The sequence below is a fragment of the Methyloversatilis discipulorum genome (assembly GCF_018780585.1).
Taxonomy (GTDB): domain Bacteria; phylum Pseudomonadota; class Gammaproteobacteria; order Burkholderiales; family Rhodocyclaceae; genus Methyloversatilis; species Methyloversatilis discipulorum_B.
Genome location: NZ_JADMJL010000023.1, coordinates 1 through 12,985 on the forward strand (window position 1 = coordinate 1; position 12,985 = coordinate 12,985).

The window sequence follows — 12,985 nt, forward strand, 5'->3', positions numbered from 1 at the left end:
CACCACCTTGACATGGTGGGGGTCGTTGGTTCGAGTCCAATCGCGCCTACCAACACACACTGCAGGGCTTGAAAGGCAGCGTTATGACACCGCGAACTCGTTTCACCCCGGTATCGATCACTGCCTGAGGCCTGCAGCCAAAGACGCACGTTCTGACGTGCGCAGACAGAAAAGTGCGGCCGAGGCCGCACTTTTTTTTCGTCCATAGATTCCATTACATCCCCGTTACCGATTTCCGGAGCAAGACCATGGTCAACATCACCCTGCCTGATGGTTCGGTCCGCAGTTTCGAATCCGCCGTGACCGTCCGCGACGTCGCCGCGTCGATCGGCGCGGGTCTGGCGAAGGCGGCATTGGCCGGCCGTGTGGACGGCAAGCTGGTTGATACCTCCTTCGTCATCGAGAACGACGCGCAACTGGCCATCGTGACCGACAAGGACGCCGACGGCCTGGACATGATCCGCCACTCGACGGCCCACCTGCTGGCGTATGCGGTGAAGGAGCTGTTCCCGGATGCCCAGGTGACCATCGGTCCGGTGATCGACAACGGCTTCTATTACGACTTCTCGTACAAGCGCCCGTTCACGCCGGAGGATCTGGTGGCGATCGAACAGCGCATGGCCGAACTGGCGAAAAAGGACATTCCGGTGTCGCGCGAGGTGTGGCAGCGCGACAAGGCGGTCGAGTTCTTCAAGTCCATCGGCGAGCACTACAAGGCGGAAATCATCGCGTCGATTCCGGCCGACCAGGACGTGTCGCTGTATCGCGAGGGCGATTTCATCGATCTGTGTCGCGGCCCGCACGTGCCGTCTACCGGCAAGCTCAAGGTGTTCAAGCTGATGAAGGTGGCCGGTGCCTACTGGCGCGGCGACGCGAAGAACGAAATGCTCCAGCGCATCTATGGCACCGCCTGGGCGAAGAAGGACGAGCAGGATGCCTATCTGAACATGCTGGAAGAGGCGGAAAAGCGCGATCACCGCCGCCTGGCCAAGCAGCTCGACCTCTTCCACATGCAGGAAGAGGCGCCGGGCATGGTCTTCTGGCACCCGAAGGGCTGGGTGGTATGGCAGCAGATCGAGCAGTACATGCGTAATGCGCTCGATCGCGCCGGCTACCGCGAAGTGAAAACGCCGCTGATGATGGACCGTGTGCTGTGGGAGAAGTCCGGCCACTGGGAGAACTACCGCGAGAACATGTTCACGACGGAGTCGGAGAAGCGTGACTACGCGGTGAAGCCGATGAACTGCCCGGGCCACGTGCAGATCTTCAACAACACGCTGCATTCCTATCGCGACCTGCCGCTGCGCATCGCCGAATTCGGCTCCTGCCATCGTAACGAGCCGTCCGGCGCGCTGCATGGCCTGATGCGCGTGCGCGGTTTCGTGCAGGACGATGCACACATCTTCTGTACCGAAGCTCAGATCACGTCTGAAGTGATCGCCTTCAACGAACTGCTGCAGACCGTGTATCGCGATTTCGGCTTCACCGACGTCGCGGTCAAGCTGTCGCTGCGTCCGCCGAAGCGGGCCGGGTCCGACGACGTGTGGGATCGCGCCGAGGCTGGCTTGCGTGATGCGCTGTCGGCATCCGGCATGCAGTGGGAGGAACTGCCGGGCGAGGGGGCCTTCTACGGTCCGAAGATCGAGTACCACATCAAGGACGCGATCGGTCGCTCGTGGCAGTGCGGTACGCTGCAGCTCGATTTCGTGCTGCCTGAGCGTTTGCACGCCGAGTACGTGGCGGAGGACAACTCGCGCCAGCGTCCGGTCATGCTGCACCGCGCCGTGCTCGGTTCGCTCGAGCGTTTCATCGGCATCCTGATCGAAAACCACGCCGGAAACTTCCCTTTGTGGCTCGCGCCGGTGCAGGCCGTCGTGATGAGCATCACCGAAGCGCAGGCCGATTACGCTCAAACCGTTGCAAATGCGCTACGCGACGCCGGTCTGCGTGTCGAATGCGATTTGCGCGGAGAGAAAATAAACTATAAAATCCGCGAACATAGCTTGCAAAAGCTGCCTTACCAGATTGTCGTCGGCGACAAGGAGAAGGCAGCAAACGTGGTGGCCGTGCGTGCCCGCGGAAATATCGATCTCGGGCAGATGCCTTTGAGCGACCTGATTCAGCGTTTCGCTGATGAAATCGCTTCCCGGGGCATCGATCGCACGGCTTGATTTTTTTCGTCTTGGGAGTACGAGCATCAGTCAGCAAAAATCGCAGCGCACCAATTCGGAGATCAACGCCCCTGAAATCCGCCTCGTAGGCGACGAGGGCGAACAGCTTGGAATCATGTCTTCACGCCAGGCATTGGCCATGGCGGAAGAGGCTGGACTTGATCTGGTCGAAATTGCGCCGCTTGCCAAGCCGCCGGTCTGTCGTCTGATGGACTTCGGCAAGTTCAAGTACCAGGAAGCCAAGCGCGCTGCCGAGGCGAAAGCCAAGCAGAAGCAGATCCAGGTCAAGGAAGTCAAGTTCCGTCCGGGTACGGACGAGGGTGACTACCAGATCAAGCTGCGCAACCTGACGCGCTTCCTTCAGGACGGCGACAAGGCGAAGGTCACCCTTCGTTTCCGCGGTCGTGAAATGGCGCACCAGGAGTTCGGTATCCGCCTGCTTGAGCGCGTGAAGACGGATCTCGAAGCACTGGCTGTAGTCGAGCAGTTTCCGAAGCTTGAAGGGCGACAGCTGATCATGGTGCTGGCTCCCCAGAAGAAGAAGGTCTGACCGACGCTTCTCAGGAATCTGCCGGGGTGATACCTGGCGATGCGCGAGGCAGAAGCCTCGCGTCGCCGACACATCAGTGTCGGCAAAACAAGTATTCACGGGTCTGAAAGTGCAGCGAAGGGTTCGCGGCCACCTGTGAAGATGACATAAATGGAGTTTTTGTCATGCCCAAGATGAAGACCAAGAAGGGCGCTGCAAAGCGCTTCAAGGTCCGGGCGAGCGGCAGCATCAAGCGTTCGCAGGCGTTCAAGCGCCACATCCTCACCAAGAAGACCACCAAGTCGAAGCGTCAGCTTCGCGGTACGACGGCGGTGCACGCCACGGACGACGCACGCGTCCGCAACATGTTGCCCTACGCATAAGGAGGCCGAACCATGCCGAGAGTGAAACGTGGCGTGACGGCACGTGCCCGTCATAAGAAAGTTCTTGACCAGGCCAAGGGTTACCGCGGCCGTCGCAACAGTGTCTACCGGATCGCCAAAGAAGCGGTGATGAAGGCGGGGCAATATGCCTACCGCGACCGTCGTCAACGCAAGCGTCAGTTCCGTTCGCTGTGGATCGTGCGTATCAACGCCGCCGCACGTGAGCTGGGCATGACCTACTCCACGCTGATCAACGGCCTGAACAAGGCGTCGATCCAGGTGGACCGCAAGGTGCTGGCTGACCTCGCCGTGTTCGACAAGGCTGCGTTTGCCGCCATTGCGAACCAGGCCAAGGCCAAGCTCGCCGCCTGAGCGTCCCGTACGCAAAAAAAGGAGGCCAGGCCTCCTTTTTTTGTCCCTGAAATACCTGGGTAGAAGTCGATGAGTGATCTGGAAGCCCTTGTTTCGCAAGCTGAATCCGATTTTTCTGCCGCGGCCGACGCGGTCGTACTCGAGCAGGTCAAGGCGCGCTACCTCGGCAAGTCGGGCAGCCTGACCGAACTGCTCAAAGGGCTGGGCAAGCTCGATCCCGAAGCGCGCAAGGAAGCGGGTGCGGCGATCAACGTCGCCAAGCAGAAGGTCGAGGCGGCACTGGAGGCGCGTCGCGACGCGCTGCGCCGTGCGGCGCTCGAAGCGCGGCTCGCGGAAGAGGCGCTGGACGTCACGCTGCCCGGCCGCGGCCGCAGTCGTGGTGGTCTGCATCCGGTATCGCGCACGCTGGAGCGCATCGAAACGCTGTTCCGCGGCATCGGCTTCGACGTCGCGGATGGCCCGGAGATCGAAACCGACTTCCATAACTTCACCGCGTTGAACACGCCGGAAAATCATCCGGCGCGCTCGATGCACGACACCTTCTATCTGGAAGGTGCCAGCGACGTCATGCTGCGTACCCACACCAGCCCGATCCAGGTGCGCTACATGCAGGCGCACGTGGCGCGTCATGCGGGCGCCGACGTGATGCCGGAAATCCGCATCATCGCGCCCGGCCGTGTCTATCGCGTTGATTCCGATGCGACTCACTCGCCGATGTTCCATCAGGTCGAAGGCCTGTGGGTCGGTGAATCGGTCAGCTTCGCCGACCTCAAGGGTGTGGTGAGCGACTTCCTGCATCGCTTCTTCGAGACCGATCAGCTGGACGTGCGCTTCCGTCCGTCCTTCTTCCCCTTCACCGAGCCGTCGGCGGAAATCGATGTCGCCTTCATGAGCGGGCCGCTGGCTGGGCGCTGGCTGGAGATCGCCGGTTGCGGCATGGTGCATCCGAACGTGCTGGGCCACTGCGGCATCGACGCCGAACGCTACACCGGCTTTGCCTTTGGCTTTGGCCCGGATCGCCTGACCATGCTGCGTTACGGCATCAATGATCTGCGCCTGTTCTATGACGGCGACGTGCGCTTCCTGAGCCAGTTCCGCTGAGGTTTCACTGACATGCAATTTTCCGAAAAGTGGTTGCGCAGCTTTGTCGATCCGGAGATCGACACCGCAGCGCTGTCTCACCTGCTGACGATGGCCGGCCTTGAAGTCGAGGAACTGGATCCGGCGGCGGCGCCTTTCACCGGCGTCGTGGTTGCGGAAGTGCTGTCGGTGGCGCCGCACCCGGACGCGGATCGCCTGCGCGTCTGCCAGGTCAATGCGGGCGGCGAGCCGCTGCAGATCGTCTGTGGTGCGCCGAATGTCGCCGCTGGCATGAAGGTGCCCTGCGCCACCGTGGGTGCGAAGTTGCCGGGCATCGACATCAAGCGCGCCAAGCTGCGCGGTGTCGAAAGCAGCGGCATGCTGTGTTCGGCACGCGAACTGGGCATCTCGGAAGAGGCCTCCGGCCTGCTCGCGCTACCGGCCGATGCGCCGGTGGGCACCAGCATCCGTGAATACCTCGATCTCGATGACAATGTGTTCGTTATCAAGCTCACGCCTAACCGGGCGGACTGCTTCGGCATGACCGGCATCGCCCGCGAGGTTGCAGCGCTGACCGGTGCACCGCTGAGCCTGCCGACGATCGCCACCGCACCGGTGAGCATCGCCGACGTACTGCCGGTGAAGGTCGAGCACGCCGATCTGTGTGGTCGTTTTTCAGGCCGCGTCATCCGTGGCGTCAATGCCCGTGCGGCGACGCCGGACTGGATGAAGCGTCGCCTGGAGCGCGCCGGCATGCGCTCGATTTCGGTACTGGTCGACATTTCCAACTACGTCATGCTGGAAATGAACCGCCCGAATCACGTGTTCGATCTCGACCGCGTGCAGGGCGGCCTGCATGTGCGCTGGGCGAAGGCGGGTGAGAAGCTGGTGCTGCTGAACGAACAGACCATCGAACTCACCACCGACTGCGGCGTGATCGCCGACGACGCCGGTGTCGAGAGCTTCGCCGGCATCATGGGCGGCGCGTCGACCTCGTGCACCGACGACACGCGCGACGTCTATGTCGAAGCGGCCTTCTGGCTGCCTGATGCGATCCAGGGCCGCGCCCGTCGTTACGCCTTCTCCAGCGAAGCGGCGCACCGTTTCGAGCGCGGCGTCGATTTCGCCGACACGGTGGCCGGCGTCGAGCGCGTCAGCCAGCTCATCCTCGAGCTGTGTGGCGGCCAGGCCGGTCCGGTCGATGACCAGATCACCGCACTGCCGTCGCGCGATCCGGTTCGGCTGCGTCCTGCCCGCGCGGCGCGTGTGCTCGGCATCCGTTTCAGCGACGACCAGATCGCTGCGCTGCTCGGCCGCCTCGGCCTCGCGTTCTCGCGCGATGGCAGTGATTTCATCGTGCAGCCGCCGAGCTGGCGCTTCGATCTGCGCATCGAGGAAGACCTGATCGAGGAACTGGCGCGTCTGCACGGTTACGACAACATCCCGACCGTGCCGCCGGTGGGTCGCCTGGCGATGCCGGCGCTGCCGGAAGCGCGACGCGGCGCGTTTGCGCTGCGTCACCTGCTGGCTGACCGCGATTACCAGGAGGTGATCAATTTCGCCTTCGTCGAACGTCGCTGGGAAAGCGACTTCGCGGGCAACGAGGCGCCGGTCGTGCTCGCCAATCCGATCGCCAGCCAGATGTCCGTCATGCGCTCGACGCTGATCGGTGGTCTGGTCGACAACGTCGCCACCAACCGCCGTCGCCAGACCGAGCGCGTGCGCGTGTTCGAGATCGGCCGCTGCTTCGCGAAGGATGCCGGTGCCCAGCCGGTTGCCGGCTATGCACAGACGCTGCGTATCGCGGCGCTGGCCTGGGGCGGTGACAGTGCCGAACAGTGGGGCGTCGCCACGCGTGCGGTCGACTTCTTCGACGTGAAGGCGGACGTCGAGGCGCTGCTGTGGCCGCGTCAGGCGACCTTCGCCGTGGCACGTCATCCGGCTCTGCATCCGGGGCGATCTGCGTCGGTCAGCCTCGACGGACACGTCATCGGCTGCATCGGAGAGCTGCACCCGGAACTGGTCCAGCGTTACGAGCTGGGTTCGGCGCCGGTCCTGTTCGAACTCGATCTCGAACCGCTGCTCGAAGTGCCGATGCCGGCACATCGCACGCTGTCGCGTCAGCCCTCGGTGCGTCGCGACATCGCGCTGCTGCTGCCGCGAAGCACCGCAGCTTCGGCTGTGCTCGACGGTCTGCGGAGCGTCGCACCAGGCATCGTGCAGGAGATCGCACTGTTCGACCTGTATCAGGGCAAAGGCATTGCAGATACGGAAAAAAGCTTTGCTTTCCGTATACTTATGCAAGATACTGAACGTACTTTGGCGGACGCGGAAGTCGACGCGGCCGTGCAGGAACTGGTGAGCTATGCACAGCGTGAGTTCGGGGCAAGGCTGCGCGCCTGAGGCGGCAGGGCGACAGGAGTTGAAGGGAGCCGCATGACCACACTGACCAAGGCCGAACTGGCGGAGATGCTGTTCGAACAGGTAGGGCTGAACAAGCGCGAAGCCAAAGATATGGTCGAAGCATTTTTTGACGAAATCCGCGACGCGCTTGAAAGCGGCGACGGCGTGAAGCTGTCGGGCTTCGGCAATTTCCAGCTGCGCGACAAGCCGCAGCGGCCCGGCCGCAACCCGAAAACCGGCGAAGAGATTCCGATCACGGCGCGGCGCGTCGTCACCTTTCATGCCAGTCAGAAACTGAAGTCGGCAGTCGAGGGCATCGCCTACGATGGAAACGACGAATAAGGAATCGCAGGCGCTGCCTGCAATTCCTGCCAAGCGCTATTTCACGATCGGCGAAGTCAGCGAACTGTGCGGCGTGAAGCCGCACGTGCTGCGCTACTGGGAACAGGAATTCACCCAGCTCAAGCCGGTGAAGCGGCGCGGCAACCGGCGCTACTACCAGCACCACGAAGTGCTGCTGGTGCGCCGTATCCGCCAGTTGCTGTACGAGGAAGGCTTCACCATCAGTGGCGCGCGCAACCGGCTCGACGATTCCGATCCGCGTGCGGCGGCAGCCGACGCTGCATCGAGCGGCGGAATCGACGTCGCGGCGCTGCGCAGTGAACTCGAAGCGCTGCGCGATCTGTTGAGCTGAACGTATTCATTTTTAGTGCATCGCGGCCCCGCAAGCGGCAGTCCGCTGTTATACTTGCAGGCTGAGTCGGGGCGTAGCGCAGCCTGGTAGCGCACTTGCATGGGGTGCAAGGGGTCGCGAGTTCGAATCCCGCCGCCCCGACCATTTGTTTGTTTCCGGCAGTGCTGATGCACAGGCCGATCTGCTCAAGCCGTTCCGTTCCGGAACGGCTTTTTGCTTTCTGGCGGTCACTGCGGCGGAGCGTTGTTGAGCGCGCTGTCGTGCTGCTCTGCACGAAGGAAGTCCATGCGCATGTCCGCTCTGTCCGCGCAGATGACCGGCGGCGTGGTGGGGACGTTGATCGCGCTGGCGGTCTATGTCCTTGGTCCGGCCGATGACGCGCTGCGTGCCGGTCTGGCCATCTTCGTGCTGATCGGCGCACTGTGGCTGACGCAGGCGCTGCCGCTGACCCTCACCGCACTGCTGGTGCCGGTGTGCGCGGTGCTGTCGGGTCTGATGAGCGTACAGCAGGCGCTCGCGCCCTTTGCCCATCCCATCATTTTCCTGTTTCTCGGTGGCTTCGCGCTCGCCGCCGCATTGGCTCGGCACGGCCTCGATCGTCTGCTTGCACGTCGTGTGATGGCCCTCGCCGGCGGATACCGCCTGCGCGCGCATCTGCTGCTGTTCGTGCTCGTTGCCGCGCTGTCGATGTGGATCAGCAACACGGCGGCGGCCGTCATGGCGCTGCCGCTTGCGCTCGGACTGCTACCCGCCACGGCGGATGCGCGCGAGCGCACCTTCGTGCTTCTCGGGGTGGCCTACAGCGCCAGCATCGGCGGCATCGGCACCCTCGTCGGCAGCCCGCCCAACGCCATCGCAGCGGCGCAGGCGGGAATCGGCTTCGCTGAGTGGATGCGCTTCGGCATTCCGGCGGTACTGCTGCTTATGCCGCTGATGGTCGGTGTGCTGTGGCTAATGTTGCGGCCACCTGTCGACGGCGACGCGCCCTTGCTGGCGGACGAGCATTACGCCTGGACACCGGGCGCGCTTCTGACGCTCGTCGTGTTTGCCTGCGCGGTGCTGGCCTGGGTGTTCGGCGCACCGCTGGGTCGCCTGCTCGGTGTGGCCGGCGACATCGATGCGCTGATCGCGTTGATCGTGCTGAGTGCACTCGTGGCTGGCCGGGCGGTCGAGTGGAAGGACGTCGAGCGGCAGACCGAGTGGGGCGTGCTGCTGCTGTTCGGCGGTGGGCTCGCACTCGGTGCCGTGCTCGGAAGCAGCGGTGCAAGCGGCTATCTGTCCGACCGTTTGCTGAGCGTGATGGCCGACGCGCCGGGCTGGTTGATCGTGCTCGGCGTGGTGGCCTTCGTGGTCATGTTGACGGAGCTGGTGAGCAATACCGCTACTGCGGCGCTGCTGGTGCCCTTGCTCGTTGCGCTGGCACCCGATGTTGGCCTCGATCCGCGGGGACTGGCGGTGGCCGCGGCGATTTCGGCGTCCTGTGCCTTCATGCTGCCGGTCGCAACGCCGCCGAACGCTCTGGTGTTCGGCACCGGCGCCGTCGCGGCGCGCGACATGATGCGGTGCGGGCTGCTGCTCAACCTGGTCTGCATCCTGGTGATCTCCGCTCTCGTCGGCGTACTCTGAACGCGTCCGGACGGCTGTGCGCGGCGCCGTGCTATAGTCCGCGGCTGATTTCGCGGGGCTCCGGCAGGGCGTGCGGCGGTGTGCCGGCAAGCCCGACGGCAAGGCCTCGCGCCGTTTTCCCATGTGCGTCGCCGACATCCGGACCGCAATCCGGCCGCAGCTCCGGCGCACTCGACCGGCACCCAGGCGTCCGGTCGCAACCTTCGTTCCGCAGCCTTTCATGCGCATCCTGTTGTCCAACGACGACGGCTACTTTGCCCCCGGCCTCGAGGCGCTCGCCCGTGCGCTGACAGAGGTCGGTGATGTGACCGTCGTGGCCCCCGAGGCCGACCGCAGCGGCGCCAGCAATTCCCTTACGCTGGACCGCCCCCTCATCCTGCGCCGCGCGCGCAACGGTTTCTATTATGTCAATGGCACGCCGTCGGACTGCGTGCACCTGGCAGTGACCGGCATGCTCGACCATCTGCCGGACATCGTAGTGTCCGGCATCAACGACGGCGCGAACATGGGTGACGACACCATCTACTCGGGCACCGTCGCCGCCGCCACCGAGGGCTTTCTGCTCGGCGTGCCGGCCATCGCGATGTCGATGACGCGCAAGGGCAGTGCGCACTACGAAACCGCCGCCCGCATTGCCTGCGATCTGGTGCGCCGCCTCACGGAGCGACCCTTCGCGGCGCCGGTGCTGCTCAATGTGAACGTGCCCGACCTGTCGACCGAGGAACTGAAGGGCATACAGATCACCCGCCTGGGTCGGCGCCACAAGGCGGAGCCGGTGGTGCGCACGATCAACCCGCGCAACGAGACTGTTTACTGGGTCGGCGCCGCTGGTGCCGCGCAGGACGCCGGTGACGGTACCGATTTCCACGCAACGGCGAACGGCTTTGCGTCGATCACGCCGCTGCAGATCGACCTCACGCACGTGGCCCAGATGGGGCAGGTCCGGGACTGGCTGGGCGCATGACGTCGAAGGACGAGAGCCTCGCGCTGACGCGCGCACGGGCGCGCATGGTCGATCGACTGCGTGCGTCAGGCATCCGCGACGAGGGCGTGCTGGCGGCAATGCAGGCCATTCCGCGCCATCAGTTCGTCGAAGAGGCGCTGCGCAGCCGGGCCTACGAAGACACGGCGCTTCCGCTTGGTTATCAGCAGACCATTTCGCAGCCCTTCATCGTCGCGCGCATGATTGAACTTCTGCGCGTCGGCGGGCGTCCTCTCGGCAAGACGCTGGAGGTCGGTGCGGGTTGCGGCTATCAGGCCGCCGTACTGTCGAAGCTGGCGAAGGACGTCTACGCGGTCGAGCGCATCGCGCCGCTGCTCGAACTGGCCAAGCGCAATCTGCGTCCGCTGCGTCTGCCCAATGTGCGCCTGAAACATGCGGATGGCACCGTCGGTCTGGCTGCCGAAGCGCCCTTCGATACAATCATCGTCGCCGCGGCGGCCACCACCGTACCGATGCCGCTGCTCGAACAGCTGGCCGAAGGTGGCCGCCTCATCCTGCCGGTGGGCGCCGGCGACCAGACGCTGCGCATGATCGAGCATCAGCCGCAGCATCGCTTTGTCGAATCGAAACTGGACGCGGTGCGCTTCGTGCCGCTCCTGCCGGGGGTTGAATGAATAGAAGGCTGTGTGCGCTGTCCGTCTCGAGCCTGCTGCTGGCCGCGTGCGCCGGCACGCGTCCGGCTCCGGTCGAGGACCGCACTTCGGCGCCGGCAGTCGCGGCGACGGCTGCGCCTGCGGCGACCGCAGCGCCGGCCGCACGTGCCGGCTTCCACATCGTGTCCAAGGGCGAAACCCTCTACAGCATCGCGCTGGAGCACGGTCAGGACTGGCGTGATCTGGTCATCTGGAACCGCATCGAGAACCCCAATCTGATCCGCATCGGTCAGGAATTGCGCGTCGCGCAGCCGGAGGGGGCGGTCGAGATACGTCCCATCGTGACGCCGGGTGCGGTCGAGTCCCGGCCGCTTGAGCCGGCGCCGCAACAAGCGGCGGCAGCTGCTGCAACGACCGCGGAACCGGCTAACAGCACCGTGCTGAAGCGTGAGCCGCGCGGTGGCGTCGAAGCCTATTCGGAAGAGGCGCTGGCGCGCATGAAGGGGGCGCCACTGGCGGCAGCCACCGCGGCGCCGACACCGGCTGCGGCCGCGGCCGCGACGACGCCGGCAGTACCCGTCGTCGCGCCCGAGTCGTCCCGCTCGGAAGACGGTATCGAATGGAGCTGGCCGGCACAGGGCCGCATCATCGGCCGCTTCGGTGAAGGATCGGGCAAGGGCGTGGACGTCAGCGGCAAGCTCGGCGACCCGGTGCTCGCCGCGGCCGGCGGCCGTGTCGTGTATGCGGGCGAGGCGATGCGCGGTTATGGCAAACTGGTCATCATCAAGCATGACAACACCTATCTGTCCGCGTACGCGCACAACAGCAGGATCCTGGTTCAGGAACGCGATACGGTGAAACGCGGACAAAGGATAGCCGAGCTCGGTGACACCGATACCGAAGCCGGCAAGCCCCGGCTGCACTTCGAAATACGGCGCCAGGGCAAGCCCGTCGATCCGCTGAAGTATCTGCCACCGAGATAGCCGCCATGTCCGATCTGTCGCTGCCTGATGATGCCGAACCCGTCGAGCCCATCGAGGACGACGCGGCGATCAGCGACATCGACACGCCGGAAGCGGTGGTCGAGGCGGTCGAGCCCGCCGAGGCGGAGTTCTTCGGCGACGCGACCCAGCTCTACCTGAACGAGATCGGCGCCAATCCGCTGCTGACGCCGGAAGAGGAGCTGTCGCTGTCGCGCCGCGTGCGCCTTGGCGACTTCGAGGCCCGGCAGATCATGATCGAGCGCAACCTGCGCCTGGTCGTCAATATCGCCAAGCATTACCTGAACCGCGGCATGCCGCTGCTCGATCTGGTCGAGGAGGGCAATCTCGGCCTGATCCACGCGCTGGAGAAATTCGATCCCGAGCGCGGCTTCCGTTTCTCGACCTACGCCACCTGGTGGATACGGCAGAACATCGAGCGCGCGATCATGAACCAGTCGCGCACGATACGGCTGCCGGTACACGTGGTGAAGGAGCTGAATCAGGTGCTGCGCGCAATGCGCAGCCTGGAGTCGCGCAGCGGTGGCGACTGCTGCGCCGAGGACATCGCGCAGCTGCTGGCCAAGCCGGTCGAGGACGTGCGGCACATCCTGTCGTTGAACGAACACACCGCCTCGCTCGACGCGCCGCTGGACATCGACCCCTCGCTGTCCATCGGCGAATCGCTGGCCGATGACGAGCAGGACGGGCCGGACGTGCAGATCCAGAACGCCGAGATCGGCTCACTCGTACACACCTGGATTTCCCAGCTCGGCGACAAGCAGCGCACGGTGATCGAGTACCGCTACGGCATCAATGGCTGCGAGATCGCCACACTGGAAGAGCTGGCCGAGCGACTGGGCCTGACGCGCGAGCGGGTGCGCCAGATCCAGCTCGAAGCGCTGGCGCAGCTGCGCAAGATATTGCGGCGGGCGGGGGTGTCGAGGGACGTGCTGTTGTAGATTCCTGAGCGGTTTTCCCGCGCTTATCCCTTTAGGAGCGGTCTTCTGACCGCGACAGAGCAGCTGATTCCGCGTCGTGTCGGGTTCAAGCCACATCCGCCGCGAATCGGCAAGGGTGGCGTGGTGCGCCGCTAGACCTGGATGGCTGGAGTGCCGCCCCAGCTTGGCTGACCGGTCCTTCGGATGCGA

General features: G+C 64.5%; 13 protein-coding genes and 1 tRNA gene. All 14 read left to right on the forward strand.

Annotated elements, in window-relative coordinates; translation table 11 throughout:
- Positions 1-248: 248 nt before the first annotated feature.
- Positions 249-2,171: a threonine--tRNA ligase gene (gene thrS, locus IV112_RS11695; RefSeq protein WP_304003690.1), complete on the forward strand. Its 1,923-nt coding sequence runs from the start codon at positions 249-251 to the stop codon at positions 2,169-2,171.
- Entirely contained in the window at positions 2,134-2,721 is a 588-nt protein-coding gene (infC, locus tag IV112_RS11700; RefSeq protein WP_081629073.1) for a translation initiation factor IF-3, read from the forward strand. Before thrS ends, infC begins: the two co-directional genes overlap by 38 nt.
- Positions 2,722-2,885: 164 nt before the next feature.
- Positions 2,886-3,083 carry a 50S ribosomal protein L35 gene (rpmI, locus tag IV112_RS11705; RefSeq protein WP_019919094.1) on the forward strand — a complete coding sequence of 66 codons (198 nt, stop codon included), beginning with the start codon at positions 2,886-2,888 and terminating at the stop codon, positions 3,081-3,083.
- A 12-nt stretch (positions 3,084-3,095) separates the two neighbouring features.
- Complete coding sequence (rplT, locus tag IV112_RS11710) at positions 3,096-3,455, forward strand: 50S ribosomal protein L20 (RefSeq protein ID WP_024300567.1); 360 nt, start codon at positions 3,096-3,098, stop codon at positions 3,453-3,455.
- 69 nt (positions 3,456-3,524) lie between these two features.
- The gene (gene pheS, locus IV112_RS11715) at positions 3,525-4,556 is read left to right on the forward strand and encodes a phenylalanine--tRNA ligase subunit alpha (RefSeq protein WP_020163954.1); all 1,032 of its coding nucleotides are present in this window, start codon (positions 3,525-3,527) and stop codon (positions 4,554-4,556) included.
- Between the two features lie 12 nt (positions 4,557-4,568).
- The gene (pheT, locus tag IV112_RS11720) at positions 4,569-6,938 is read left to right on the forward strand and encodes a phenylalanine--tRNA ligase subunit beta (protein ID WP_304003691.1); all 2,370 of its coding nucleotides are present in this window, start codon (positions 4,569-4,571) and stop codon (positions 6,936-6,938) included.
- A gap of 33 nt (positions 6,939-6,971) precedes the next feature.
- Positions 6,972-7,280 (forward strand): integration host factor subunit alpha, encoded by a 309-nt coding sequence (locus IV112_RS11725; protein ID WP_008062640.1) that lies wholly within the window; start codon positions 6,972-6,974, stop codon positions 7,278-7,280.
- Positions 7,264-7,632 (forward strand): MerR family transcriptional regulator, encoded by a 369-nt coding sequence (locus tag IV112_RS11730; protein WP_304003692.1) that lies wholly within the window; start codon positions 7,264-7,266, stop codon positions 7,630-7,632. The genes IV112_RS11725 and IV112_RS11730 overlap by 17 nt, the downstream gene beginning before the upstream one ends.
- Before the next feature lie 67 nt (positions 7,633-7,699).
- Positions 7,700-7,776: transfer RNA gene (locus IV112_RS11735), tRNA-Pro, on the forward strand.
- A 147-nt stretch (positions 7,777-7,923) separates the two neighbouring features.
- A complete protein-coding gene (locus tag IV112_RS11740) occupies positions 7,924-9,258 on the forward strand; it encodes an SLC13 family permease (protein WP_304003693.1) in 1,335 nt (444 codons plus the stop codon).
- A 220-nt stretch (positions 9,259-9,478) separates the two neighbouring features.
- A complete protein-coding gene (gene surE / locus IV112_RS11745; RefSeq protein ID WP_020163958.1) occupies positions 9,479-10,222 on the forward strand; it encodes a 5'/3'-nucleotidase SurE in 744 nt (247 codons plus the stop codon).
- On the forward strand, positions 10,219-10,875 hold the full coding sequence (locus IV112_RS11750; protein ID WP_019919015.1) for a protein-L-isoaspartate(D-aspartate) O-methyltransferase: 657 nt from the start codon (positions 10,219-10,221) through the stop codon (positions 10,873-10,875). The genes surE and IV112_RS11750 overlap by 4 nt, the downstream gene beginning before the upstream one ends.
- Positions 10,872-11,837 carry a peptidoglycan DD-metalloendopeptidase family protein gene (locus IV112_RS11755; RefSeq protein WP_304003694.1) on the forward strand — a complete coding sequence of 322 codons (966 nt, stop codon included), beginning with the start codon at positions 10,872-10,874 and terminating at the stop codon, positions 11,835-11,837. Before IV112_RS11750 ends, IV112_RS11755 begins: the two co-directional genes overlap by 4 nt.
- Before the next feature lie 5 nt (positions 11,838-11,842).
- Positions 11,843-12,796 (forward strand): RNA polymerase sigma factor RpoS, encoded by a 954-nt coding sequence (gene rpoS / locus IV112_RS11760; protein WP_019919013.1) that lies wholly within the window; start codon positions 11,843-11,845, stop codon positions 12,794-12,796.
- Positions 12,797-12,985 lie beyond the last annotated feature (189 nt).